A 22744-nucleotide genomic window follows, 5' to 3' on the forward strand; every position below is an offset into this window, starting at 1 on the left:
CGCGGATGTGGCCGCTCTACGCGGCCGGGTTTACGACCGCCTTCGGTGCCCACGCCGTGGCGGCGAATCTCGGCGGGTCGTCGGCCGATGCCGTCACCTCGCTGCTCACGCTCGGTGTCCTGCTGGCGTTGTACGACGGTGCCGAGGTGCTGCTGAAGCCGGTGTTCGGGACGATCGCCGACCGGATCGGAGCGCGGCCGGTGCTGCTGCTCGGTCTGGCCGGGTTCGCTGTTGCCTCAGGCACCTATGTGCTGGTCGACAGCCCCGGCTGGCTGTGGGTGGCGCGGCTGGGCCAAGGGGCGGCCGCCTCGGCGTTCTCGCCGGCGGCCTCGACGCTGGTCGCACGCTTGAACCCGGCGAGCAAGCACGGCCGGGCCTTCGGGAGCTACGGGTTCTACAAGAGCATCGGGTACACCGCCGGACCGCTGCTCGGAGGCGGATTGGTGTGGCTGGGCGGGTTCCGGCTCCTGTTCGGCGTGATGACGGTGCTCGCGGCGGCCGTGGCGGTGTGGGCGCTGGTCGCCGTGCCCGTCGTACCCCCGTTGCCGCGGACGCGGCAGACGGTCGTCGATCTCGCCCGGCGGATCACGGATCCGGCGTTTCTCCGTCCGACCACGGCGCTGGCTGCTGCGACGGCGGCATTGTCGGTCGGCGTCGGGTTCCTGCCGGTCACGGGTGCCTCTGACGGGCTCGGGACGATTGCCACCGGAGCAGCCGTTTCGTTGCTGGCAGCAACGGCTGCGATCGTGCAGCCCCGGACCGGCCGCGCGCTCGACGCCGGGCGGCTCACGACACGGACCGGGATCACGGTCGGCCTCGGTCTGGCAGCGCTCGGCTTCGGCTGTGCCGCGCTGTCCGGCGTGGCGTTCCTGCTGATCGCGGCCGCATTGATCGGTGCGGGCACAGGTGTGATCACGCCGCTCGGGTTCGCCGCGCTGGCCGCGAGCACCCCGCCCGAGCGGCTCGGGCAGACCATGGGCACGGCCGAGCTCGGTCGCGAGCTCGGTGACGCGGGCGGCCCGCTCCTGGTCGCCGCGGTCGCGACCATCACCGTACTGGACGCCGGCTACCTCACGCTCGCCGCACTGCTTCTCGTCGGTCTCGTCATACTCCGCCCGAAACGAAGCTGAACAGGCTCTGCCCGGTGATCAAGGGCTCGGGCACGCCGGTATGGCGGTGCACGCCCACGCCGAAGCCGGCGTCGCGATCGGACAGCCACACGCGTTCGAAGCCCCGCGCCTCGAACCAGTCGCAGATCGACGGGACCAGATCCGGGTCATCGCGATGGCGGGTCCAGATCACCGTTCCGCCGGTACGGCACAGCTGTGGACTCGCGTCGACGGTCCGCCTGATGTCGTCGGCGGTGATGTTGCCGAAGATCCCGCACAGCAGCACGAGCTCCGCCGGCACGAGGCCGACATACTGATCGGTCAGCGATGCGTCGCCGGTGACGACCTCCACCTGGCCGAAGTCCGCGGCGCGCTCCCGAGCAGACGCGGCCAGGACGGGATCCAGCTCGACGAGTCTCGCCTGCACGTCCGCCCGTCGCGGATGGTCCGTCAGCACCTCGAGCAGATCCCTGCCTTGACCGGCGCACAGGCTCACCACCGGCAGCGGACCGGCGGGTGCGCGGTCGAGGGCGGCGCGGACCTGCTCCTTCACCGCCTCCAGGCGGCGGGACAGCTCGGACTCGGGGTCGTCGTACCGCTCGTGCCACGTCTTCCAATCCATGGCGGGAACCCTAGACGGCACCGCCGACAGCCGGTCTGCTTGGCGATGGGGCTTTACTGGTACGGCCGGACCAGCACGTTGCCGCTCGCTCCGATGCCGGCCTGACGCCCGGGACCCCTGACCTCGTATCTGCCGTAGCTCTGGCAATCTGTAATCTCGCGGTGACAGAAGGACAGGAACTTCCGGGATCTATGGATAGTTGTCTTTCCGGAGCCCGTGCACGATCAGAGGAGAGTCATGGCAAGGCGTGTCGAACAGAAGGCTGCGGCCCGGGAGCGGATCGCAGCGCAGCTCGCCGCCCAGCAGGCGGCGGAGCGCCGGCGGCGCCTTCTGCTCGCGGTAGGTGCGGTCGTCCTGGTCATCGTGATCGTCGGCGGGCTGGTGGCGATCCGGCTGGTCGGCGGCGGCAAGAAGACGGCGACCGGTCCGTCCGGCGCCGCCGACGCCGCCCTCATCACCGCACTCTCCTCGATCCCGGAGTCGACGTTCTCTACCGTCGGCACCGAGGGTGTGAAGGCGACGCCGTCCGCGATCACCGCGCCGGCGCTGACCGCGAACGGCAAGCCGAAGGTGCTCTACATCGGCGCCGAGTTCTGCCCGTTCTGCGCCGCGGAGCGCTGGCCGGTGACGGTCGCGCTGTCCCGGTTCGGCACCTTCAGCAACCTCGGTACGACGCACTCCGCGTCCGCCGACGAGTTCCCGAACACGCCGACGCTGTCGTTCCACGGCGCGACGTTCACGAGTCAGTACCTGGCGTTCACCGGCGTCGAGACGACGACGAACGAGCAGGAGGGCAACGGCTACAAGCCGCTCGACACCCCGGCCGCCGATGACGAGAAGACGTTCGAGACCTACAACAAGCCGCCGTACGTCTCCAGCGAGGGCTCGATCCCGTTCATCGACATCGGCGGGAAATTCGTCTCATCCGGGGCGACGTACAGCCCGCAGTTGCTGGCCGGCAAGACCCAGTCGCAGGTCGCGGACGCGCTGAAGGACCCGAACAACGACATCTCCAAGGCCGTCATCGCGTCGGCCAACGTGTACACGGCGGCGATCTGCAAGATCACCAACAACCAGCCGGCCAACGTGTGCAACAGCTCCGCCGTCACCGCCGCGGCGTCGAAGCTCGGCAGCGGCAGCTGACCGTGAGCGACACAGCACAGCGGTCCGCCCAGACGTCACTGGGCTGGATCCCATGGGCCACGTTGGTGGTGTCGATCGCCGGCCTGGCGGTCGCCGGCTACCTGACCTACGAACACTTCACGGCGGGTACGACGCTCGCGTGCCCGGACACCGGCGTGGTGAACTGCGCGAAGGTCACCAGCAGTCAGTACTCGAAGGTGTTCGGCATCCCGGTCGCGCTGCTCGGCCTCGGCTTCTTCGTCGGCATGACGGCGTTGTCGGTGCCGCCGCTGTGGCGTACGTCGTCGCCGTGGCCGGCCCGGCTGCGGCTGGCCGCCGTACTCGTCGGGGTGGTGTTCGTCTGCTACCTGATCTGGGCCGAGCTGTTCCAGATCAACGCGATCTGCTTGTGGTGCACGGTGGTCCACGGCCTCACGCTGATCCTCTTCGCGCTCGTCATCATCCGGGCGGCCCTCATCCCGCCGGCGTCATGAATTAGTGGGTCCCGGGTACAGGTGGGCTATGCAAGCTGCCGGGGCTGAGAAGTGGGTGCCGCGTGACGGCGGGATGCGGAAGGTCCGCGCCACGCTCGGGGACTGCCGTGGGTGTGAGCTGTGGGAGGACGCCGAGCGGGCCGTCGCGGGTGAAGGGCCGGTCCGGTCCCGGATGATGTTCGTCGGCGAGACGCCCGGCGATCACGAGGACAAGGAAGGACACGTCTTCGTCGGTCCGGCCGGGCGCTTGCTCGACCGGGCACTGGAAGAGGCGGGCATCGACCGGTCGGACATCTACCTGACCAACGCGGTCAAGCACTTCCGGTTCGAACGCGAGGGCAAGCGGCGGATCCACAAGACGCCGTCCGCCGGCCAGATCACCGCCTGCCACCCGTGGCTCGCACGTGAGCTCGAGATCGTGAAGCCCGAGCTGGTCGTGGTGATGGGAGCTGTCGCCGCACGGTCGTTGCTGGGCCCGAGTTTCAAGGTGACGCAGCACCGCGGCGAGAAGGTCGAGCTCCCCGACGGCGGCACCGCCGTCGCGACCGTCCACCCCTCCGCCGTGGTTCGCTCGCAGGACTTCACGCGCGATCTCGGTCTGTTCGTCGACGACCTCCGCGCCGCGCTGGCGCTGCTCGACTAGCGCGGGGTCCAGCGCCAGTCCCTCACCTCCGGCAGGTCCTCGCCGTATGTCGTGACGTACGCGTGGTGGCGGGCGCGCTGATCGGCGAAGTACTGCCGCGTCGACACCGCCCGGCTGCCGAGCGACGGCACCCGGTCGATGACGTCCATCGCGAGGTGGTAGCGGTCGAGGTTGTTGCGGACGACCATGTCGAACGGCGTGGTCGTCGTACCCTCCTCGAGGTAGCCGCGGACGTGCAGGTTGTCGTGCCCGCGCCGGCGGTACGTGAGCCGGTGGATCAGCCAGGGATAGCCGTGGTACGCGAAGATCACCGGCTTGTCCGTCGTGAACAGCGCGTCGAACTCGGCGTCCGGCAGCCCGTGCGGATGCTCGCCCTCGGACTGCAACCGCATCAGGTCGACGATGTTCACAACCCGGATCCGCAGCTCGGGCAGGTGTTCGCGGAGCAGGTCGACCGCGGCGAGCGTCTCCATCGTCGGTACGTCGCCGGCGCAGGCCATCACGACATCCGGCTCGCCCTCGTCGTTGCTGGCGAACTCCCACACGCCGGCGCCGCGCGCACAGTGCAGCGCGGCCTCGTCCCAGTCGAGCCAGTTGGGCTGCGGTTGCTTGCCTGCGACAACAACATTTATGTAGTTGCGGGTCCGCAGGCAGTGGTCCATCGTCGACAGCAGCGTGTTGGTGTCCGGCGGCAGATAGACGCGGACGACCTCGGCCTTCTTGTTCACCACATGGTCGATGAAGCCCGGGTCCTGATGCGAGAAGCCGTTGTGGTCCTGCCGCCAGACATGCGAGGTGAGCAGGTAGTTCAGCGACGGGATCGGCCGGCGCCACTCCAGCCGGTTGATCGTCTTCAGCCACTTCGCGTGCTGGTTCACCATCGAGTCGACGATGTGGACGAACGCTTCGTACGACGAGAACAGCCCGTGCCGGCCGGTCAGCAGGTAACCCTCCAGCCAGCCCTGGCAGGTGTGCTCGCTGAGGATCTCCAGCACCCGGCCCTCGCGCGCGAGGTGGTTGTCGGTGTCGAGCAGGTCGGCCTGCCACTGCTTGCCGGTCGCCTCGTACACCGCGCTCAACCGGTTCGACTCGGTCTCGTCGGGGCCGAACAGCCGCAGGTTGTTGCTGTTGAGGCGGAAGGCATCCCGCAGGAACGCGCCGAACACCTTGGTCGGCTCGCCGTCCTCCGCACCCGGGATCTTCACCGGTACGGCGTACTCGTCCACCGCCGGGAGCTCGAGATCGCGGCTCAGCACGCCACCGTTGGCGTGCGGGTTCGAGCCCATCCTCAGCTCCGGACCGGGCGCGAGCTCGACGAGTGCCGCGACCGGTCGGCCGTGGTCGTCGAACAGCTCCTCCGGCCGGTAGCTGCGCATCCACGATTCCAGCTGGCGGAGATGGTCGTCATTGGTGCGTACGCCGGACAGCGGGACCTGATGCGCCCGCCAGGTGTTCTCGACCGGCTCGCCGTCGACGATCTGCGGACCCGTCCAGCCCTTCGGCGTACGGAACACGATCATCGGCCACGCCGGGCGCGGAGGCTGGTCGGATCCCGCAGGCACGGAGCGTGCTTCGCGCTGGATCTCGTCGATCCGGTCCATGCACCTGTCCAGCGTCGCGGCCAGCGCCTGGTGCACCTCGGCCGGCTCGGAGCCTTCGACCAGGTACGGCTCGTACCCGTATCCCTGCATCAGCGCGGTCAGTTCGTCGTCGCCGATCCGCGCGAGCACCGCCGGGTTCGCGATCTTGTACCCGTTCAGGTGCAGGATCGGCAGGACGGCGCCGTCGCGCACCGGGTCGAGGAACTTGTTCGAGTGCCAGGACGCCGCGAGCGGACCGGTCTCGGCCTCACCGTCACCGACGACGCAGGCCACGACGAGCTCGGGGTTGTCCGCGGCAGCGCCGTACGCGTGGCTGAGCGAGTAGCCGAGCTCGCCGCCCTCGTTGATCGAGCCCGGGACGTCGGCGGCGACGTGGCTCGGGACGCCGCCGGGGAACGAGAACTGCTTGAACAGCCGGCCCATGCCGACCTCGTCCTGCGTGGTGTTCGGGTACTCCGCTGTCCAGCTGCCCTCGAGCCAGGTGTTCGCGACGAGCGCCGGACCGCCGTGGCCTGGTCCGGTGACGAACAGGACCTCGCGATCCCGCTGCCTGATGACGCGGTTGAAGTGCGCGTAGATCAGGTTGAGCCCGGGCGTCGTACCCCAGTGGCCGAGCAGCCGGGGCTTGATGTGCTCCGGCCGGAGCGGCTCCCGCAACAGCGGGTTGGCGAGGAGATAGATCTGCCCGACGGACAGGTAGTTCGCCGCCCGCCAGTAGGCGTCGATGCCTTGCAGTTCGTCGTCGGTGAGTGGCTTGGTGTCGGTCTGCTGCACGGGTGATTCCCCCAGCTACCGGCCGACCGCCTTCGCGAGCTCGGCCTTTGTCATCTTCGAGCGACCCTTGACGTTCTTCTGCTTCGCCTCATTGTAGAGCTGCTCCTTGGTGCGACCCTGGGAGCCGCTGTGCGACCGAAGCCCACCGCGCCGGCTGGACGAGATGTCGTGCGTCGACGTACGACTCGCCTCCTTCGCCTCACCGGACCGGGCGCGCTCCTTGTTCACCGTCCGCGCCGCGATCTCCTCGGCGGTATCCTCACTGCGGCCGCGCTTCTTCAGACCGGCCTTGATGTGCTCGTACTGCCGCTCTCGCTTCGGACTGGATCCAGCAGGCATGGTCGTTGCTCCTTTCACCCGATCCCGCCAGTACCCGGAGCCATTCACCGGGTTTTGACCGCCGCCCGCCCGGCAACCGGAACTCGAGGAGGAGACGATGAACGACCAAGCCGGTGACTTCGGGAATTTTGCACAACCAGAGCGGCGTGCCGGCCACGGAGGAAGGGGTGTTGGAGTTTGCGGTTGAAGCGCTGCACTACGACCATGCCTCGGTGCTGTTGCTGCATCGCAAACAGGCGCGGACCGTGGCTGCGACCGACCAGTTGATCACCGTCGCGGACCAGCTGCAGATCGCGACGCAGCGCGCCTGCTCGCCCTGCACGCGTCGATCGCGATCGCCTCGGCCCAGGTGGAGGCGTCCCTGCACCAAGCCATCGACTCCCGCAAGGAAGTCGGCCAGGCCGCCGGCCGCCTGATGGAACGCTACGGCCTCGACGCCGTCCGCGCCTTCGCCGCGCTCCAACGCCATTCCCAAACCAACAACCAACGCCTCCGCGCAGTAGCCCTCCACGTCATCGAAACCGGCAACCTCCCCCAGTCGCAACCACCACCCACCCCAGAGAGGCCCAACACATGACCACAAGCCTCGCTGCCACAGTTCTCGGTACGCCGGATCCGCCGGCGCTGGCCGACTTCTATCGGGAGCTGCTGGGCTGGGTCGAGGTGACCCGCGAGCCGGGCTGGGTGCGGTTGCGTGCGCCGGAGCAAGAGCGGCCAGGTCTGAGTTTCCAGCTCGAGCCCGACCACGTTCCTCCGGTCTGGCCGCAAGCACCGGGCGTTCAGCAGATGCAGGCCCACCTGGACATCCAGGTCGACGACCTCGACCGAGAGGTCGAGCGCGCCGTCCAACTGGGCGCAACCGTCGAGTCACACCAACCGCAGCCCGACGGCGTCCGGGTCATGCGCGACCCCCACGGCCACCTGCTCTGCTTGTTCCTGCCTGGTCACTGACAATGCGGTCATGGAGATCGCACTGGTCGGGGCCGGGCGGATTGGGCTGGCGGTGGCTCGGCAGCTCGTTGCCCACGGGCATGCCATCCGTGTTCACGACGTACGACCCGAGGTTGAGTCTCAGGTCCGAGCGTTTGGTGCGGCGTGGGGTGAACCGCGGGCAGAGACTGACTTGCTTGTGACCGTTCTGCCCGGGAGTCCGGAGCTTCGTGCGGAGATGCTCGGGGACCACGGGCTGCTCAGCCGTCTCAGGCGTGGCTCCAGCTGGCTCGATCTGACCAGCGCCTCCCCTGCTCTTGGGGCAGAGCTCGCGGTGGCCGCGGCCGACGATCGCATCGATTACCTGGAGACTCCCGTAGGCGGCGGGCCCGATGCGGCCGCGAGCGGTGAGCTGACTGTGTACGCCGCGGGAGAAGTCGCGACCTTCGAACGGCTCGAGCCGATCGTGCGAGCCTTTGCCGGGAAGGTGCACTACACCGGCCCGCACGGCAGCGGCTACTTGACCAAGCTGCTGGTCAACCTGCTGTGGTTCAGTCAGGTCGTCGCCGTGGGCGAGGTTCTCATGCTTGGTCGGAGCGGAGGCCTCGATCCCTCACGGCTCCGGCAGATCCTGCTTGAGGGGCCTGCTGCGTCAGCCTTCCTCGAGGACGTCCTACCGCGGATGCTCGCGGGCGATCAGCTGGCGACGTTCGGTCTGGATCGCATCGTCGAGGAACTCGATTCCATCGAAGAATTCGCCCGCCTGCACCACGTGCCGGCCGGCCTCGCCGCCCTGGTGGGCTCCGTGCACCGTGACGCCTTGAGCCGCTTCGGTCCGATCGACGGGGAGCTGTTGGCGATCACCCACCTCGAGCACCTCTGGAGCGACCCGCTGGATGAGGTTTGAGTACGGCGATGGTTGGGAACCGGTAGGCACTCGTGCTCACCTGAGCGCGCAACGGGGTGGGAGGGCGAGCATGACCGTCGGCGGTGTCGACACGTACTACGACTACGAGGAGCAGAGGTGGAAGTACCGGCGCCTCGGCGGGGGCCCGGTTCGCCAGGCTGTCGTCTGTCCTGAACCTCGGCCGGTGGACATCGACGAGCAGACCCCGCAGCCGCAACCTCGCCGTACGCCGGGGAAAGGGCGGCGCACCCCCGCCTCGGCCTGAGCGGCGGACAAGCCGGCCGGTGGCGCGGCGGTCGGCGTACGAAGCGCTTCGCGCTGGGCAGCACAAGGCCAGGCCGAGTGCAGCCAAGCTCGAAAGCCGGGTCTCGTCCTGGCACCCGGGGTTGGGCCCGGCGCGAAGCCCACGACATCCAAGACCGGACGATCTCCAGCGCCGGCGCACCGCGCGCAGGCGGCGCCAGCACGGCGCGCGGAGGCGGTGCCAACGCAGGCGCACGGAGGCGGCGCCGTCTGGTCGAGTGCTTAGTCGCTGGGGTTCTCGCCCTGGGCGGCTCGTGAGCGTGGCGAGCTGGAGATGCCCGGGTCGGGCGACGCGTCCTGCTGGTCGAGCTTGCGACGATAGAAGTCGTACGCCGCCTGCTTGCTCATGCCCAGGGCCGCACCGACCTGGCTCCAGCTGGAGCCTTCCTCGCGGGCTTGACGCATCATGTGCCACCGGGCCCCGGTGAGCAGCTCGACCACGCGCCGGCTCGCCCGCAACGCCTCCAAGCCGGAGACGCCCGGCAACTCCCCCAGCGCCTTCACCAGAACCGCCACCGGATGGCCCGCTTCCTGCTGCCGCTCGATCCCGCGCTCATAGAACTCCCGCTGATCACTGACTCGCAGTACGTCGAGCAACTCTTCCAGGCTTCTGCCATCCGCCGACTCCGACGGCTTCGTCGTGTCGCTCACCATGGCGTCAAGATAACTTGACGATGGGGTCACGTCAAGCTACCTTGACGCTATGGGCATGATCGATCTGGCAGGTGGCAACGGGGCGGAGCGGTTCGCGCAGCTCGCGCTCGATCTGCACGACTCCGGCGGTGTGGAAGAGACCGTCCAGGCCGTCGTCGAGTTCGCCGTACAGGCGCTCAACTGTTCCCATGCCGGCGTCGCACTGATCGTCGGCGGCGAGCGGCTGGAGATTCCGGCGACCACCGACCCGTTGGTGGCCGAGATCTACGCCCTGCAGGTCGACGGCGGGAGCGGGCCGCTGACCGTCTCGATGCGCGAGCATTCGATCACCCGGGTCCGCGACACGGTCCTGGACGACCGGTGGCCGGTGTGGGCCGCCAAGGTCCGCGAGCTCGGCGTGCGGAGCGTCCTGGACATGCCGCTGAGCACCGCCGGCGGCACAGTCGGCGTGCTGGGGCTGTACAGCGCTGACCCGGATGCGTTCGGTCCCGACGAAGAAGCGATCGCGCACATCCTCGCGCGGCACGCTTCGGTAGCCGTCGCCAGCGCCCGGCACGAGGACAACCTCGCGCAGGCCGTCGACGCCCGCAAACTGGTCGGCCAGGCGATGGGCATCCTGATGGAGCGCTACGGTCTCGACGACGACCGCGCCTTCGAGGTCCTGCGCCGCTACTCTCAGACCACGAACACCAAGCTCCGCGACGTCGCCGCACAGCTCATCGAGACCCGGAAGCTACCCCACTGACAGCAGCGGTCAGAGCAGGAGCCGGGTAGCGACCAGCCAATGGGCGATTTCGCTCACCGGCAGGCGGCGGGCATCCGCGTGCGCGCGCAGCATCGCGGAGGCTGCGCGGGAGCCGAGGTGGTAGCGCTCCATCAGGATGCCTTGGGCAAGATCGATCGAGTCCCGGCCGACGTTGACCCCTGGGCGCGGCGGACCCATGTCATCCATGGCGGGCCAGTACCCATTCGTCGGTGAATTGCACGTCACGGGGACTTGAGGGGTATCGCGGTCACATTGGCCGGCGGGGTCTCGAGGACCTCTATCGGTTGGAGGGAGTCCAGACTGAGCGGTTGCTCCTGGTGCATCACGGTCTCCAGGTGATGCAGGATGATGCCCTCGCGCAAGGCCCACGGCGAGACGTCCAGCGACCTGATGTCGAGCGTCGTCATGACCGCGTGCGCGACGATGGCGCCGGCGAGGATCTGCCGGGCGCGGGCCTCGGAGATCCCACGGAACCGGGCACGCTCGGACGTCGGTACGGCGGCCAGCCGCGGAATCCACCCCGCGACCTCCGACCGGCGCAGATGACGACGTACGAACGGGCCGGTGCGCTGCGGCGGAGCACCCGCCAACCGGGCCAGCTACTTGAACGTCTTCGAACTCGCGATGACGCGCTTCGGATCGCCCTCCCACCGGAGCCGGTCGGACACCTCACGCAAGGTCGACCTCGCATGCTGCCGCAACTCGCGCAGCTGCCGCTTGGTCGGCGGATCGTCCGGAAGAAAGGCTCTCGTGAGCCGTCCGGCGCCGAGTGGGAGCGACACCGCCAGATCGGGCTGGGCGTCGCGGCCGAGGGCGATCTCCATCGACCCGCCACCGATGTCGAGCACCAGCAGCCGTCCCGCCGACCAGCCGTACCAGCGCCGTACCGCCAGGTAGGTCAGCCGCGCCTCGTCCTCCCCCGTCAGGAACTTCGGCTGGATGCCTGCTTCCTCGCGCAGCCGGTAGGCGATCTCGTCACGGTTGGTGGCATCCCGTACGGCGGAGGTCGCGAACGCGAACAATCGGTCGACCTGCAGGGTCCGAGCCGCGGCCACTGCCTCACGTACGGCGGCGATCACCCGATCGGCGCCCTCCGGCGAGATCGAGCCGTCCGGCTCGATGGCCTCACCCAGCAGCGTTGCCTGCTTCACAGCGTGTGTCGGAAGCGGCGGCGCCCCAGGCGACGCTTCAACAACCTGCAGCTGCGCCGAGTTCGATCCAACATCCAAAACGCCGATTCTCACCCTGTTGCTGTGCCCGTCCCAAAACCCCGGCTAAGGGGGAGCATTTCGTTCCTGACGTCAGGAGCGCTTCTCTGCCAGGAGTTTCAGGCGGTGGAGGGCTTCGGCGTTTCGTGGGTGGAGCATCAGGTCGGCGACGTGGCTCGGAAGCAAGGAGATCGGGCCGCTGGTTGCTCGCTCGGTCATCGTCAGCAGGCAACCGGTCGGAGTCTCGGTTGCGACGAACTCGACCTCGCCGTGGCCGGCAGGCCAGATGCGGAGCTGTAGGAGGAGACGGCGGTCCGGCTCGTACTCGAGCACCGTGGTCATGTCGTCCAGCAGGAACGGCCACGCCCCCACCGAGTGGTGGATCCGGCCGCCTGGCTCCGGCCACGGTGGCTCGACATCACGGATCCTGGACGCCCCGACCACCCAGGCGGCGTACGACCATCCGTCGGTCAGTACGGCGAACACGTCCTCGACGCTCGCCTCGATCAGGCACTCGTTCTTGCTCACATACCGTCCGGTACCCGATCCAGCCCTCCGCCACGCCGTCCGAAGCGTGTCGCCCGCGCTCCTCCCGGGTACTGCGAGGACGGGTACGACGGAAGGCTGGGCACCATGAACCGCGACGAGCTGACCTACAACCGTGACGGTGAGGGCACCGGAGAGCGGCTCGACCGGCACTGGAACGAGCTGCTGCAGGAGCTACGCCTCGTCCAGACCGGTACGCAGATCCTGTTCGCGTTCCTGCTCGGAATCGCGTTCCAGAACCAGTTCCACACCACGGACGGCTTCACCCACGCGGTGTACGCCGCAACCCTGATCGCCGCGGCCCTGGCCGTCGCGCTCCTCCTCGCACCGGTCGCCTTCCACCGGTTCCTCTACCGCAAGGGCATGCGCGACAGCCTCGTCACGATCACCGACCGCCTCGCCCGCGGCGGCATGGTGTTCCTGGTCGCCGCCATCTGCGGCGGCGTCCTGATCGCGCTGGACGTCGTCCTCCCCCGCCCGGCCGCCATCGCCGTCGTCGCCGCCGTCCTCCTCTGGTTCGCCACCTTCTGGCTCGCGCTCCCGGCGTACATCAGATCCCGCTCCGACATTCGGGCCTGAGGCAAACGCGGGCTCGATTACGGATCGGGTGGGGCCCAATAGCGGTCGTTGGTGCTGACAGAGGGTAGAGTGGACTCTCGATCGCGCATTCAGGAGCGGTGAATTCTGAGCCGTGTTCCTGGGGGACCTTCTGGGCGGCCCACTGCATGTCACTGCGTGGCGTCTCGCCGGCGGTTCGGGTCCTGGCGCGGTCTGGCGTTCCGCCACGGCCCGGCCGTGGCATGACACAGGAGGAAAGTTGGCCCGACGAGGTCAGCGCCAGCCCGGCGCTACCCGTTCCGCTCCCCGTCGACGGCGTCGTGTCCGCGACGGTGAGTCAGACGGTCTGATCCAGGTCCTCGCGCAGGCGGTGCGCGAGGTCGAGGGCGCGGTCACCCGCGGCGCGAGCAAGCCGTCGACCCGGACGAAGTTCCAGGTCGTCGCCCTGCTGGTCCGCGAGGAGCGGTCCCGGGTGAACGGCGCGGAGTCCGCCACCGAGGCGTACCGCACCGAGCAGCTCCGGCGGCTCGACGGCATCGCGACGATCCTGGCGAAGACCGCCGCGCTGGACCCGACGCTCCTGGGTCTGCTGGCCGAGGACGCGGTGATCTCGGAGGCTGCGGCCGCCCTCAAGCGGCAGATGCTCGAGGACGCCGGAATGGAGCTCCCGGAGGAGCCGGAGCCGGTCCAGCCGGTCACTCCCCCGGATACCCAGACCCGCCGGGTGGTGCCGCAGGCAGTGGTGTCCCGCCAGCTCGCCAACCCGTTCCTGGCCCCGGACTTCTCCAACGCGCCCGCGCGCCCCGTGCGTGCCAGCCGGCTGGCCGGCTGGGAGCTGATCGGCCCGCTGCTGAGATCGTTCGAGCACGCCGGCGCCTCGGCCAGCATGAAGCTGCCCGACCCGACCTCGCTCCAGCTGTCCGGCGGCATCGACGCACTGCGCCTGCGCGGTCTCGAGCTGATGCCGCACCAGGCCGGGGTGATCGCCGCCGCCGCAGCCGGGCACCGGACCTTCCTGCTGGCCGACGAGCCGGGTCTCGGCAAGACCGCCCAGGCCCTGCTGGCCGCCCAGGCAGCCGAGGCCTACCCGCTGCTCGCCGTCGTCCCGAACGTCGTGAAGACGAACTGGGCGCGCGAGGCGAACCTGTGGACCCCGCGCCGTACGCCGACCGTCATCCACGGCGACGGTGACACGATCGACGGCTTCGCGGACATCGTCGTGGTGAACTACGAGGTTCTCGACCGGCACGTCGGCTGGCTCGGCGACCTCGGCTTCCGCGGCATGGTGGTCGACGAGGCGCACTTCATCAAGAACAAGAAGTCGCAGCGGTCACGCAACGTGCTCGAGCTCTCGAACCGGATCCGCACCCGCACGGTCCGCCCGCTGCTGATGGCCCTGACCGGTACGCCGCTGATCAACTCGATCGAGGACTTCACCGCGATCTGGGAGTACCTCGGCTGGGTCGACGAGAAGGCTCCGCGCGCCGAGCTGATGGAGAAGCTCGACGACACCGACCTGACCCCGGCCGACCCGGGCTTCTCCGCCGCCGCGCGGGCGAGCGTGATCGACATGGGCATCGTCCGCCGCCGCAAGGTGGACGTGGCCGCGGACATCCCGGCCCGCCGGATCGCCGACCTGCCGGTCGAGCTGGACGGCGCCGTCGGCCGCTCGATCCGGGCCGCCGAGCGGGAGCTCGCCGACCGCCTCGTCGCGCGGTACAACACCGCACTCGAGACCCGCCGTTCCGGCATCGTCGTGGACGGTATCGACCACGACCTGGTCCGCCAGGTGGCCGGCTGGGAGCGGGCCGAGATGGCGACCAAGAAGACCGGCGAGAACGTGTTCAGCCTGTTCCGCCGGATCGGTCAGGCCAAGGCCGGCCTGGCCGCGGACTACGCGGCCCAGCTGGCGCAGAACGTCGGCAAGGTGGTGTTCTTCGCCCGGCACATCGAGGTGATGGACGCCGCCGAGGAGCTGTTCGCCGAGCGCGGCATCCAGTTCTCGTCGATCCGCGGCGACCAGACGGCACGGACCCGGCAGAAGAACATCGACGCGTTCGTGAAGGACCCCGAGGTGTCGATCGCGGTCTGCTCCCTGCTGACCGCGGGCGTCGGCCTGAACCTTCAGGTCGCCTCGAACGTCGTCCTCGCCGAGCTGTCCTGGACCAACGCCGAGCAGACGCAGGCCATCGACCGGGTGCACCGGATCGGCCAGGACGAGCCGGTCACCGCCTGGCGGATCATCGCCGCGCAGACGATCGACACCCGCATCGCCGACCTGATCGACGCCAAGGCCGGCCTGGCCGCCAAGGCGCTGGACGGCTCCGACGAGGAGGTAGGCGCCTCCGCCGACTTCCAGCTCGAGGCCCTCGCCGCCCTCCTCACCCAGGCCCTCGAGGCCGCTGCCTAGGACCCAAGGAAAGAAGAGATCAAGGGTGGTGGCTGCCTTCGGCGGTCGGCTGGAGGTTCGTGTGCGTCGTCCTCAACCCCCACCGAGTCGTGGCAAACGGTTCCGACCCCGAACGCCGAGTCGTGGATCACGGCAGATTTTCCGAACCATTCTCCACGACTCGGCAAGCGGGCGCGGTTCGTCTGTGCGAACCCGGGCCGACCAGTGTGTCCGCCGGTCACCGAAGCGAGCCACCACCCCAGAGCTGTTCTTTTCTGCAGAGTTCCTGACAAGCCCTCGGTCGGTCGCCTGAGCCAGCAACTATTCCATATCCTTCTTCTTTCCTTTCTTTCCTGGCTTTTGTATTTCTCTTGTTTCTTTGGTCTTAGCCGGACAGTTCGCCTACCGGGAGCTCGACGTCGAGCTTGTTGGTTGCCGGGGCGAGGGGGCAGGTCCATTCGGGGCTGTAGGCGCAGGACGGGTTGTAGGCGAAGTTCAGGTCGACGACGAGCCGCCCGGCGCTCAGGTCCCCGCCCAGGTCGGCACCTTTGACGGTGTCGATCAGGTAGCGGCCCCCGCCGTACGTCGACCTGCCGGCGAGCGCGTCCTTCAGCGGAACGAAGATGCCGCCGCCGTACGACTCGAGCCACCACACGTCCAGGTCCCCGACCGCCGGCAGGTGCAGTACGCCGATCAGCGAGAACGGGATGACGCCGTCGGTGGCCGACTCGAACTCCCATCGATCCGGTTTCACATCCGTGTCGATCACCGCGTCGAACCGCAACTCCGGGCGGTACTCCCCCACCCGCGCTCCGCCGTACGCCGCGCGCTGGTCCTCCGGCACCGGTGACGCGGGGTGGTTCATGAGCAGGTCGTCCCGCCCGGCCTGCCACACAGCGTGTCCCGCGGCCGGATCGCTTTCGGCGCGGACGGACTGGTAGAGCGCAAACACGCGCCGGCGCCAATCGGCGACAGCCAATGCGGGGCTTGCGAATTCCACGATGTCTCCTGTCAGCTCTTGAGTGCTTCGGCGGACTTGGCCCAGTTGCCGTGCAGACGGTCCAGGTAGGACTGGGCCTGCGGGCCGGCCTTGCGGCCGCGGGCGAAGATCCGCATGTTGCCGCCACCGGCGTTGTAGCCGAGGGCAAGCAATTCGTCCTTGGTGTAGAGGTCCGCGCGCTTGCTCGGCAGGCGCTTGGCCAGGTCGTGCAGATGCCAGGCGGCGGCCTCGATCGCGAGCGCGGGGTTGTCCGGCAGCTCCTCCCACTTCCGCTTGGCGAAGTCGCGGCCGCGTTTGGTCTCGTCGAACGCCGGCTTGTGCATGTTGGCGATCCCGAACGCCGGGTCCGAGTCGACCTCGGCCCACTGCCGCTCGAACTTCGGGTCGTGCGGCTTGTAGTCCTCGTTGTACAAGATTGCCATCAGCAACTGTGGGTTGATCCCGGCCTGCTTGGCGTAGCGGCGTACCTCGGTAGCGAAGCGGGCCGGGTCGTAGTCGTCGTACCACGGCTTGGTCGCAGTCGCGGTCGGCGTCGGCTGAGGTTTCGTGGCCGTCGGCTGGGTCTTCGGCGCGGCAGCGGGCTTCGGGTCGTTGTCCGAGCACGCCGCCCAGACCCCCGCCAGCAGGACCCCGACCGCCACCCATGACCAGCGTTTCGCCACCTGCACGCCTCCAACTTAGCCGTACGGCGAAGCCGGGCTGTCCAAGGAACGCAACTTTCGCATCAACTCGTGCAGATCGGCATCGAGGCGGGCAGAACAGCCGCATGATGTGTCCACGGCAGCCGGGTGGTCCGGAGGGGGGCCACCCTCTGCCGTTTCAGCAGAGGACAAGGGAGATGACGCTGATCGACCCGGCCGAGGGGAGCGCCGCCTCGGCGTTCGCCCATCTTGCGGTCGAGTTGCACGACGCCACCGGAGTCGAGGAGACCGTCGACGCCGTCGTCCAGTTCGCCCTGCAGGCGCTCAGCTGCACGTACGCCGGTGTCGCGCTGACCGCCCGCGGGTCGCGACCGGAGATCGCGGCGGTCACCGACCCGGTCGTCGCCGAGGTCTACGACCTCCAGCTCGGCCACCAGACCGGTCCGCTGGTGACCGCGATGCGGGAGCGGCGGCAGGTCCTGATCCGGGACACGCTCGCGGACGATCGCTGGCCGGAGTGGGCCGCGAAGGTCGCGACACTCGGGGTCCGCAGCGTCCTCGACGTACCGCTGGCCACCAGCAGGACGGTCGGGGTGCTGGGGCTGTACAGCCCGGAGCCGGACGCGTTCGCGGCCGATGACCAGGCGGTCGCGCACATCCTCGCCCGGCACGCGTCGGTCGCGCTGGCGTCCGCGCGGCACGAGGAGACGATGGCGCAGGCGATCGACGCCCGCAAGCTCGTCGGTCAGGCGATGGGCATCCTGATGGAACGCTTCGACATCGACGGCGACCGCGCGTTCGCCGTACTGAAGCGCTATTCGCAGGACACCAACACCAAGCTGCGTGATGTCGCCCAGCAGCTGATCGACACCCGCAAGCTGCCCTAGCGGGAGAGTGTGGTGCTCGGCAGTTCGCCGTACTGCTCGAGGTACGCCGCCGCCATCCGGCCGTGATGATGGAAGCCCCAGCGAACCGCGACTTCGGCGACCGTGCGCTCCGCGGGATCCGCGGCCAGCAGCTCCGAACGGACCTCGGCCAGCCGGAGCCGGCGGAGCTCGGCGAGCGGCGTCGCGCCGACGTGCCGCTGGAACGCCGTCTGCACAGCCCGGACGGTGACACCGGCCGCGGCCGCGATGTCGGCGATCGTGATGGCCTGGTCGAGGTTCGACTCCATGAACGCCAGCGCCCGCCGGACCGTGCTGGGCCGCGGGTCGGCGCCGGCCCGCTCGGCCGCCGCAGTGTTCGGGAAGGCGGCAAGAACGCTCGAGGCGAGCAACTGCGCGACGGACGCCCGCACCAACGGCGACGCCTGGACGGCGGGGTTGGACAGTTGCTCACTCAGGTAGGCGATCGTCCTGGAGAGCTGGCGCGCCGCCGGACGCGAGTACGGCCGGTGGGACAGCAGCCGGACCGGCGAATCATCCTTGCGGCCCGCGCCCGCGACCCGGGTCAGCAGCGCCGGGTCGAACATCGTGATCGTGTACGTCGCCCGCCGGATCCGGCCGGCGTACGGGCGGTCCGGCGGCGCCAGCGAGACCAGGTCCCCGGGCCGGAACTCGTCCGTCCAGCCGTCGGTGGCGTGGTCGGTAATGGTGCCGGACGACACCTCGCACAGGCAGATCTTCTCGAGCGGGTTGGCGTCGTAGCTCAGCTCGAAGCCCATCTCGAGCCGGTCGACGCTGATCGAGTCGGCAGCCGTCCGGGAGATCCGCGTCCGGACCTCCGTCGTCCGGCCGCCGATCTGCATCTTGGTGTAGGCCTTGTTGAGGAACTCCTCCGTCCTGGCAAGGTCCCGGCTCTCGAAGTGCATCGATTCCATCGGCTCATGGTGCCCTCCGACCCGGTCCTTCACACAAACGCGTGGCCTCCGTCCGGAGGCCACGCGTTTGTTTCAAACAGGTGTTACTTGCCCTGGAGGACGTCGAACAGGTGGGTGTGGTCGTTGGTGCCGAGAACCGCCTCGGCGCCCGGGCCGTTGGCCCAGACCGGGACGACCGCGCCGGTGTGCTGCTGGCTCGGCGGTACGGCCACCGGGGCCTTGCCGTCGCCGCCGAAGCCGGCGGTGCCGTAGGTCAGGGTCAGCGTCTGGCCGTCCTTGGTGGTCAGGTTGGTCGACCAGCCGGTCGGCAGACCCGAGCCGGAGGCGTCCTCGCCGACGATCTGGCTGGTGTGCGCGTGGTCGGCGGTGACGACGACCAGCGTGTCCGGGTGCGTCTTCTGGTAGTTCAGCGCGACGCCGATCGCCTTGTCGAAGTTGACCGTCTCACCGATCTGGCCGCAGGCGTTGGTGGCGTGGTCCTGCTTGTCGATCGAGGCGCCCTCGACCTGCAGGAAGAAGCCCTTCTTGTTCTCCAGCAGGCTGATCGCCTTCGACGTCATGTCCGACAGGCTCGGCTCGTTCGACGGCCGCTGGTTCTCCTTGCAGGACTGCGCCGCGTTGCCCTTGCCGAGGGAAGCGGTCGGGCCGCTCCACTCCAGCGACATGTTGCTGCTGTTGAACAGGCCCAGCACCGGCTTGTTGCCCTTGGCGGCCTTCAGCCCGGCAGCATCGGTGACGTACTCGATACCCTTGGCCTTGGCCTGGTCGACGACCGTCTTCCCGGCGTACGGACCGCCGGTGACCGTCTGCTCGAAGCGGGCGCGACCGCCGCCGAGCAGTACGTCGATCTTGTGGTCGACCTCCTGCTCCGCGATCGAGCCGAGACCGCCGGCCGCCTTGGTCTCCTTCGGGCAGGCGGCCATGTCGGCCGGGCCCTGGCAGCCGCGCAGCGACATGTGCGAGGCGAGCACGGCCGGCGTGGCGTCGGTGATCTCCGCGGTGGAGACGTTGCCGACCTTCAGGCCGCGCTTCTGCGCGAGCTCGAGGACGGTCTGGTAGTTCGTGCCGGGGACGTTGTCGGCGCTGCTCGGACCCTGCGAGATCCGCTCGTCGATGGTCTTCTTGCCCGTCGCCCAGCTCGAGCCGGTGGAGGCCGAGTCGGGGTCGTAGTCCGGCTTGTACGGCGGCTTGGCGGCCGGCTTCACCGACCAGGTCGTGTCGAAGCCGGTGTAGCGGGCCCGGTCGACGTTGAGCTTGTTCTGGACGCCCTGGTAGTAGCGCGCCGCGGTGATCTCCTGGGTACCCATTCCGTCACCGAGGAAGAAGATCACGTTCTTCGGCCCGCGCTGGGGCTGGTGCGACGCCAACTCGGCGGCCGAGCCGTCGCCGCGGGCAGTGTCGAACGCCCCGCTGGCGGCGGCCGAGGCCATCCCCGCGGCGGCAATCACCGAGGCCGCTGCGAAGGCAGCCACAAACGCCTTTTTCCTGATCATTCCGGGCCTTTCTCGTAGGTCAGACAGCTGGAACCTAGGGGCCGCCGCCGGACGTGAGGTGACCAGGACGTGGCCGTCAGGTGACGCCACGTGGCGTGAAACTGAGAAGACACTGAGTGGCGACACGACCGGAAAGCGCTTGCTAGAGTGGTCGGGTGATCTACGAGCTGAACCACGTCGGCGGCCCGGTGCAGGATCTCGACGCGAGCCTGTCGTTCTACGACGGTCTTGGCGCGGCCGTGGTCGACCGGTTGTTCATGTCCACGGCACGCGTTCATCGGGTGCATATCCAGGTCGCCACCGGTCTGGTCGAGCTGCTGCACCGGGAGGAGCCGGACCCGGAGGCGACGTACGGGCTGAATCACGTCGGCTTCATGACCGATGATCTCGACGGCGACTACGCCCGGCTGATGGCGCTCGGGTACGGCGAGATCTCGTCGCCGCGGGTCGCCGGCAGCGGGCAGGGCCGGCTCGCCTTCCTGTCCGATCCGAACGGCGTCCGCGTCGAGCTGCTGCAGCGCTCGGAGGAGTTCCGCGTCCCGCCGATCACCGCGGGCCCGGTGCAGGGTCTGTCGTACGTCGCCCTGGCCGCGCCCGACCTCGACGCGGCGATCGAGTTCTACGGCGCCCATCTCGGCATGGAACGCGTCGCCGACGACACGTTCCGGATCGGCGCCGACGCGGTCAGGCTCGTGCCTGACGCCGCGTCGTCCATCGACCACCTCGGCCTCGCCGCCGCAGAGCCCGGCGCCGACGCGCAGGACCCGGACGGCAACCGCGTGGTGTTCCTGCCCGCTGCCTAGCGCGCGACCCGCTCGACGACCACTCGCCAGGACTCGAGCGGCGCGACCTCGAGCCCGACGACCTTCCCGGCATCGTCGGCCCGCCGCAACGCCAACGCAGCGGCGAACTCGGGATCGTCTCGGAACGCGCGGGCCTCCTCGTCCGACATCGCGCCGCCCTGGGCGACCAACGTACGGCGACTCGACGCGGACAGCCGCTCCGCGTGAACCGGGTCCGTCGCCACCAAGTAGCGCTTGGCGACCACGTGGAGCTCCACGAGCCGCGCGACCCGCTCCCCCAGCAGACGCCGTACTGCGTCAGCGCCGTTCCGGCCGTGACCTGCGTCGTCGCCCGGACGTAGCAGGTGCCCGATGTCGTGCACGAGTCCGGCGACCTGCAGCTCCTCGTCGTCCGGGAAGTCGCGGCGCAGCAGCTCGGCACATTGGCGGTCGTGGTCGAGGATGTCGACCGGATCGCCGCTGCGGTCGGGCATGTCCCACGCGTCCTCGCAGTCGGCGAGCAGGATCATCAGGTCATCGACGGTTCTGATCGACATGCCGTGGAGCGTAGGCAGCCCAGGTGAACGGCCGCCCTTAGCCTTGGGCAATGTTCGACTACGACGCGGAGATGCGGTTCTATCGCCCGCTGTTCCGTGCGGCGTGCGGCGTACGCGCCGGGGATCGGGTGCTCGACGTCGGTTGCGGTGGCGGGCAGACCACGCGGGATGCCGCGGCCGATGCAGCAGAGGTCCTCGGTGTCGACGTTTCGGAGCGCATGCTGGAACAGGCTCGCCGTCAGCCGTTGCCGAATGTGACCTACCTGCTGGCGGACGCGGCGACGTACGACTTCGAGTCGTTCGACCTGATCATCAGCCGGTTCGGCGTGATGTTCTTCGACGATCTTGTCGGCGCGTTCACCAATCTGCGGCGTGCGCTGCGGCCGGGCGGCCGGCTGGCGGCGCTGGTCTGGCAGTCGCGGTCCGAGAACGAGTGGGCCCGGGTGATCCCGGAAGCCATCGGCGGGACGTACCGCGACGAGTCGGCGTTCACGCTCGGTTCGGAGGACGTGACCCGCGACCTCCTGATGTCGACCGGATTCGCGGATGCGACCTTGACCGCGGTCCATGAACCGCTCTACTACGGCGCGGACGTCGAGGCGGCGTACGCGAACGTCCTCCGGCTCCGGGAGCCGCAGGCGCTTCTCGCAGAGCTCGACGCGACGGCGGCCGAGCGTGCGGAGGCGGCTCTGCGCGCGGTGCTGGCCGCGCACGACACCGGCGACGGCGTCCTGTTCGACTCGGCCGCATGGATCATCGCCGCGAAGTGACGCGCGTCACATAATGACCTGTCGCATCCACCCGGACCTGCTCGACGCACAGGCATAACCAACCGAACAAGGAGCATCAGATGCGTACCCTCATCACCACTGCGTTCGTCTCTCTCGATGGTGTCGTCGAGGCTCCGGGCGGCGAGTCGGGCTACCGGAACTCGGGCTGGACGTTCAAGGACATCCCGTTCGACGAGACCGCCTACGAGCTCAAGGGCACCGAGCAGGACGAGGCGACCGCGTTGCTGCTCGGCCGGGTCAGCTACCAGTCGTTCGCGCCGGTCTGGCCGGGTATGACGGTCGAGTTCGCCGGCTACAACGCGATGCCGAAGTACGTCGTGTCGACCACGCTGCAGGACAGCGACCTGGTGACGAACTGGGGCGAGACCACGATCCTGCGCTCACTCGACGACGTCGCCGCACTGAAGGAGACCGAGGGCGGCCCGATCATCGTCAACGGCAGCGCCACGCTGAACCGCAACCTCTCCGACGCCGGCCTGATCGACCGCTACAACCTGCTCGTCTTCCCGGTCCTCCTCGGCGCCGGCAAGCGCCTCTTCAGCGACTCCGACCGCGACAAGCTCGCCCTCACCCTGACCGACAGCGCGTCCTACCCCAACGGCATCCAGAAACTCGTCTACACAGTGAACAACTGAGAACAACTGAGAACAACTGAGAGGGCCTGCGTGGGATCGGCCAGCTGAGATCTCCGCTTTC

At 68.9% G+C, this 22744-nt stretch carries 27 protein-coding genes and 1 pseudogene; 15 read left to right on the top strand and 13 right to left on the bottom strand.

What is annotated here, in order from left to right; genetic code table 11:
• The first annotated feature begins 5 nt into the window (after positions 1-5).
• A complete protein-coding gene (locus ABT313_RS22200; protein WP_350857819.1) occupies positions 6-1130 on the top strand; it encodes an MFS transporter in 1125 nt (374 codons plus the stop codon).
• Here the strand turns inward: ABT313_RS22200 and ABT313_RS22205 are convergent.
• Complete coding sequence (locus tag ABT313_RS22205) at positions 1105-1731, bottom strand: SAM-dependent methyltransferase (RefSeq protein ID WP_350856815.1); 627 nt, start codon at positions 1729-1731, stop codon at positions 1105-1107. The genes ABT313_RS22200 and ABT313_RS22205 overlap by 26 nt on opposite strands.
• Positions 1732-1968: 237 nt before the next feature.
• Between ABT313_RS22205 and ABT313_RS22210 the strand changes: the two genes are divergently transcribed.
• From ABT313_RS22210 to ABT313_RS22220, 3 genes are read left to right on the top strand one after another with little or no spacing between them, the layout of a single operon-like run.
• The gene (locus ABT313_RS22210; RefSeq protein ID WP_350856818.1) at positions 1969-2874 is read left to right on the top strand and encodes a DUF929 family protein; all 906 of its coding nucleotides are present in this window, start codon (positions 1969-1971) and stop codon (positions 2872-2874) included.
• 2 nt (positions 2875-2876) lie between these two features.
• The gene (locus tag ABT313_RS22215; protein ID WP_350856821.1) at positions 2877-3347 is read left to right on the top strand and encodes a vitamin K epoxide reductase family protein; all 471 of its coding nucleotides are present in this window, start codon (positions 2877-2879) and stop codon (positions 3345-3347) included.
• Positions 3348-3375: 28 nt separating this feature from the next.
• Positions 3376-3990 carry a UdgX family uracil-DNA binding protein gene (locus tag ABT313_RS22220; protein ID WP_350856824.1) on the top strand — a complete coding sequence of 205 codons (615 nt, stop codon included), beginning with the start codon at positions 3376-3378 and terminating at the stop codon, positions 3988-3990.
• On the opposite strand, the gene ABT313_RS22225 is transcribed toward ABT313_RS22220, so the two are convergent.
• The 3 genes from ABT313_RS22225 to ABT313_RS22235 all read right to left on the bottom strand — a co-directional run bounded on the left by ABT313_RS22225 (position 3987) and on the right by ABT313_RS22235 (position 7173).
• The gene (locus tag ABT313_RS22225; protein ID WP_350856826.1) at positions 3987-6365 is read right to left on the bottom strand and encodes a phosphoketolase family protein; all 2379 of its coding nucleotides are present in this window, start codon (positions 6363-6365) and stop codon (positions 3987-3989) included. The two genes, ABT313_RS22220 and ABT313_RS22225, sit on opposite strands and share 4 nt — an antisense overlap.
• Positions 6366-6380: 15 nt before the next feature.
• Positions 6381-6704 (bottom strand): plasmid stabilization protein, encoded by a 324-nt coding sequence (locus tag ABT313_RS22230; protein ID WP_350856829.1) that lies wholly within the window; start codon positions 6702-6704, stop codon positions 6381-6383.
• 196 nt (positions 6705-6900) lie between these two features.
• Entirely contained in the window at positions 6901-7173 is a 273-nt protein-coding gene (locus ABT313_RS22235) for a hypothetical protein (protein ID WP_350857849.1), read from the bottom strand.
• Between ABT313_RS22235 and ABT313_RS22240 the strand changes: the two genes are divergently transcribed.
• The 4 genes from ABT313_RS22240 (at position 7120) to ABT313_RS22255 (ending at position 8806) form a co-directional block, all read left to right on the top strand.
• Positions 7120-7281 carry an ANTAR domain-containing protein gene (locus ABT313_RS22240; protein WP_350857822.1) on the top strand — a complete coding sequence of 54 codons (162 nt, stop codon included), beginning with the start codon at positions 7120-7122 and terminating at the stop codon, positions 7279-7281. The two genes, ABT313_RS22235 and ABT313_RS22240, sit on opposite strands and share 54 nt — an antisense overlap.
• Positions 7278-7655 carry a VOC family protein gene (locus ABT313_RS22245; protein ID WP_350856832.1) on the top strand — a complete coding sequence of 126 codons (378 nt, stop codon included), beginning with the start codon at positions 7278-7280 and terminating at the stop codon, positions 7653-7655. The genes ABT313_RS22240 and ABT313_RS22245 overlap by 4 nt, the downstream gene beginning before the upstream one ends.
• Before the next feature lie 10 nt (positions 7656-7665).
• On the top strand, positions 7666-8541 hold the full coding sequence (locus ABT313_RS22250; RefSeq protein ID WP_350856835.1) for an NAD(P)-dependent oxidoreductase: 876 nt from the start codon (positions 7666-7668) through the stop codon (positions 8539-8541).
• 70 nt (positions 8542-8611) lie between these two features.
• On the top strand, positions 8612-8806 hold the full coding sequence (locus tag ABT313_RS22255) for a hypothetical protein (protein ID WP_350856839.1): 195 nt from the start codon (positions 8612-8614) through the stop codon (positions 8804-8806).
• Positions 8807-9066: 260 nt separating this feature from the next.
• Here the strand turns inward: ABT313_RS22255 and ABT313_RS22260 are convergent, their stop codons facing one another.
• Positions 9067-9498 carry a hypothetical protein gene (locus tag ABT313_RS22260; protein WP_350856841.1) on the bottom strand — a complete coding sequence of 144 codons (432 nt, stop codon included), beginning with the start codon at positions 9496-9498 and terminating at the stop codon, positions 9067-9069.
• Positions 9499-9547: 49 nt separating this feature from the next.
• Here ABT313_RS22260 and ABT313_RS22265 point away from each other — a divergent pair, with 49 nt between their 5' ends.
• Positions 9548-10243, top strand: coding sequence for a GAF and ANTAR domain-containing protein (locus tag ABT313_RS22265; protein WP_502884009.1), 696 nt, complete (start codon positions 9548-9550; stop codon positions 10241-10243).
• 9 nt (positions 10244-10252) lie between these two features.
• Here the strand turns inward: ABT313_RS22265 and ABT313_RS22270 are convergent, their stop codons facing one another.
• The 3 genes and pseudogenes from ABT313_RS22270 to ABT313_RS22280 all read right to left on the bottom strand — a co-directional run bounded on the left by ABT313_RS22270 (position 10253) and on the right by ABT313_RS22280 (position 12000).
• On the bottom strand, positions 10253-10450 hold the full coding sequence (locus tag ABT313_RS22270) for an ANTAR domain-containing protein (protein WP_350856846.1): 198 nt from the start codon (positions 10448-10450) through the stop codon (positions 10253-10255).
• Positions 10451-10485: 35 nt separating this feature from the next.
• Positions 10486-11508: pseudogene (locus ABT313_RS22275) on the bottom strand (Ppx/GppA family phosphatase).
• A 57-nt stretch (positions 11509-11565) separates the two neighbouring features.
• Entirely contained in the window at positions 11566-12000 is a 435-nt protein-coding gene (locus ABT313_RS22280) for an SRPBCC family protein (protein ID WP_350856849.1), read from the bottom strand.
• Positions 12001-12105: 105 nt separating this feature from the next.
• Here ABT313_RS22280 and ABT313_RS22285 point away from each other — a divergent pair, with 105 nt between their 5' ends.
• Complete coding sequence (locus tag ABT313_RS22285; protein ID WP_350856852.1) at positions 12106-12597, top strand: DUF6328 family protein; 492 nt, start codon at positions 12106-12108, stop codon at positions 12595-12597.
• A 238-nt stretch (positions 12598-12835) separates the two neighbouring features.
• Positions 12836-14986, top strand: a complete 2151-nt coding sequence (locus tag ABT313_RS22290; RefSeq protein ID WP_350856855.1) for a DEAD/DEAH box helicase — start codon at positions 12836-12838, stop codon at positions 14984-14986.
• Positions 14987-15350: 364 nt separating this feature from the next.
• Here the strand turns inward: ABT313_RS22290 and ABT313_RS22295 are convergent, their stop codons facing one another.
• A complete protein-coding gene (locus ABT313_RS22295) occupies positions 15351-15965 on the bottom strand; it encodes a DUF1684 domain-containing protein (RefSeq protein ID WP_350856858.1) in 615 nt (204 codons plus the stop codon).
• Positions 15966-15976: 11 nt separating this feature from the next.
• Positions 15977-16633 carry a transglycosylase SLT domain-containing protein gene (locus ABT313_RS22300; protein ID WP_350856860.1) on the bottom strand — a complete coding sequence of 219 codons (657 nt, stop codon included), beginning with the start codon at positions 16631-16633 and terminating at the stop codon, positions 15977-15979.
• 170 nt (positions 16634-16803) lie between these two features.
• Between ABT313_RS22300 and ABT313_RS22305 the strand changes: the two genes are divergently transcribed.
• Entirely contained in the window at positions 16804-17493 is a 690-nt protein-coding gene (locus ABT313_RS22305; protein ID WP_350856863.1) for a GAF and ANTAR domain-containing protein, read from the top strand.
• On the opposite strand, the gene ABT313_RS22310 is transcribed toward ABT313_RS22305, so the two are convergent.
• Both ABT313_RS22310 and ABT313_RS22315 read right to left on the bottom strand, forming a co-directional pair.
• Entirely contained in the window at positions 17490-18425 is a 936-nt protein-coding gene (locus ABT313_RS22310; RefSeq protein ID WP_350856866.1) for a helix-turn-helix domain-containing protein, read from the bottom strand. The two genes, ABT313_RS22305 and ABT313_RS22310, sit on opposite strands and share 4 nt — an antisense overlap.
• 83 nt (positions 18426-18508) lie before the next feature.
• On the bottom strand, positions 18509-19897 hold the full coding sequence (locus ABT313_RS22315) for an alkaline phosphatase (RefSeq protein WP_350856869.1): 1389 nt from the start codon (positions 19895-19897) through the stop codon (positions 18509-18511).
• A 176-nt stretch (positions 19898-20073) separates the two neighbouring features.
• Here ABT313_RS22315 and ABT313_RS22320 point away from each other — a divergent pair, with 176 nt between their 5' ends.
• Entirely contained in the window at positions 20074-20721 is a 648-nt protein-coding gene (locus tag ABT313_RS22320) for a VOC family protein (RefSeq protein WP_350856872.1), read from the top strand.
• Here ABT313_RS22320 and ABT313_RS22325 read toward each other — a convergent pair.
• Complete coding sequence (locus ABT313_RS22325; RefSeq protein ID WP_350856875.1) at positions 20718-21257, bottom strand: HD domain-containing protein; 540 nt, start codon at positions 21255-21257, stop codon at positions 20718-20720. The genes ABT313_RS22320 and ABT313_RS22325 overlap by 4 nt on opposite strands.
• A gap of 50 nt (positions 21258-21307) precedes the next feature.
• Between ABT313_RS22325 and ABT313_RS22330 the strand changes: the two genes are divergently transcribed.
• Positions 21308-22027 carry a class I SAM-dependent methyltransferase gene (locus ABT313_RS22330; protein WP_350856878.1) on the top strand — a complete coding sequence of 240 codons (720 nt, stop codon included), beginning with the start codon at positions 21308-21310 and terminating at the stop codon, positions 22025-22027.
• 80 nt (positions 22028-22107) lie between these two features.
• Entirely contained in the window at positions 22108-22683 is a 576-nt protein-coding gene (locus ABT313_RS22335; RefSeq protein ID WP_350856881.1) for a dihydrofolate reductase family protein, read from the top strand.
• Positions 22684-22744: the final 61 nt, after the last annotated feature.

Source organism: Kribbella sp. NPDC000426 (assembly GCF_040300265.1).
GTDB lineage: Bacteria > Actinomycetota > Actinomycetes > Propionibacteriales > Kribbellaceae > Kribbella.